The 1,599-nt window shown below is 67.0% G+C and carries 3 protein-coding genes; 2 read left to right on the forward strand and 1 reads right to left on the reverse strand.

Annotated features, from left to right (window positions below):
- Positions 1-89 precede the first annotated feature (89 nt).
- Both AC1VAN_RS21315 and AC1VAN_RS21320 read left to right on the forward strand, forming a co-directional pair.
- On the forward strand, positions 90-521 hold the full coding sequence (locus AC1VAN_RS21315; RefSeq protein ID WP_442251084.1) for a VOC family protein: 432 nt from the start codon (positions 90-92) through the stop codon (positions 519-521).
- Positions 518-748 (forward strand): hypothetical protein, encoded by a 231-nt coding sequence (locus AC1VAN_RS21320; protein ID WP_442251085.1) that lies wholly within the window; start codon positions 518-520, stop codon positions 746-748. Before AC1VAN_RS21315 ends, AC1VAN_RS21320 begins: the two co-directional genes overlap by 4 nt.
- A gap of 19 nt (positions 749-767) precedes the next feature.
- Here the strand turns inward: AC1VAN_RS21320 and AC1VAN_RS21325 are convergent, their stop codons facing one another.
- Positions 768-1,463: an HAD family hydrolase gene (locus AC1VAN_RS21325; protein ID WP_442251086.1), complete on the reverse strand. Its 696-nt coding sequence runs from the start codon at positions 1,461-1,463 to the stop codon at positions 768-770.
- Between the last annotated feature and the right edge of the window lie 136 nt (positions 1,464-1,599).

Raw genomic sequence — 1,599 nt, forward strand, 5'->3', positions numbered from 1 at the left:
GCACGGCGCCCGGACCTGAAGATCGCAGTTTTGGAGAAGCGCCGCCGCACCGGCCTTGTTAGCGTAGATCCCACCTGAGGGAGGATCCTATGACTGGCATGGTGAATGTGGTCGGCCTGTATGTGCACGACCAGGATGCGGCACTCGATTTCTACGTCAACGCACTCGGCTTCCAGGTGCATACCGATGTCGGCAACGGTGACTATCGCTGGCTCACGGTGCATTCGGGCGGCGAGGGCGGTTTCCAGCTTGGCCTGTTCAAACCGGGGCCGCCGGTACACGATGCGGCCACTGCGCTGACCCTGCAGCAGATGGTGGCCAAGGGTGCGATGCCGCCGCTGGTGCTGGCGGTGGACGATTGCCGCGCCAGCTACGAACGGCTGCTGGCACGTGGGGTGGAATTCACCCAGGACCCGGTGGAGCGCTATGGTGCAGTGGATGCCGGATTCCGTGATCCGTCCGGCAATGGCTGGAAGATGATCGAGCGCCCTGCGAAGACTGCAGCGAGGACGCCGCAGTGAGGGCCGGCAGCTGGGCGCGTCCGGTGCACCGCTGGACGTCTATCGTCTTCACCCTGACAGTGATCGCCAACTTCGTGGCGCGCTGGATGGGGCAGGGCGAACCACCGGCCTGGCTGACCTACTCGCCGCTGCCGCCGTTGTTCCTGCAGCTGTTCACCGGGTTGTATCTGTTTGCGTTGCATCACCGCCGCAGGCCGGATGCCGCGCGCGCCGGCGTCGCACCCTGACGCGGGGCGCGCTGGCACATCAGGCGAAGGCGTGGGGGCTGTGGCCCGCCAGCAGAGCGGGAAGCAGCTGCATGGATTCGAAGATCACCTGGGCGCCAGCGGCGCGCAGTGCCTCGGGCGAACTGTGGAAAGGCCCACCCGGGCTGAAGCCGAAGACGGTGGCCCCGGCGGCGACGCCGGCGGTGGTGCCGGTCACCGTGTCCTCGATGACTGCACAGCGTGTGGGATCAACGCCCAGCGACGCGGCGGCGGCCAGATACACACCCGGGTGTGGCTTGGTCTGCGGCAGATCCTGGCCGCTGAACATGCGCCCTGCGAAGACCTCATGCAGGCCGATCCTGCGCAGTTGCAGTTCCATCTTCAGCAGGTCCGCGCCGGACGCGCACGCAATGCGCCCATCAGTGGCAGCGTGGATGGCGCGCACCGCTGCAGGCGCGCCAGGAATTGCAGTCAGATCGCGCTCCAGCGCGATATTGCGGCGTGCGCGGAACTCATCCAGCCACGCCGGCGTAAACGGCTTTCCCGTGCGCGCCTCGATCAGGTCGGCCTGGGCAGCCACGGATTTGCCGAGGAACACTTCACCGGCCTGACGGGCCGTCAGCGGCCAGCCGCGCTCGGTCAGCATCTCCGCGAGTACGCGGGAGGTCAGAGGTTCGGAATCGACCAGGACGCCGTCACAGTCGAACAGGACAGCGTCAAACGGGAAGCGTGACATGTTCCGTCCCCGCATCAGTTGTCGTGCACGCGGGCCGCTGCCGCGTTGGCGCGTTTCAGGCGCTCGTCCCGGGCCTGGCGGTCATAGGCATCCCTGGCCTGCATAGCTTCGCCTGCGGCACTGATCCATCCGCTGG

The sequence above is a fragment of the Stenotrophomonas sp. 05L44_2 genome (genome assembly GCF_056665995.1).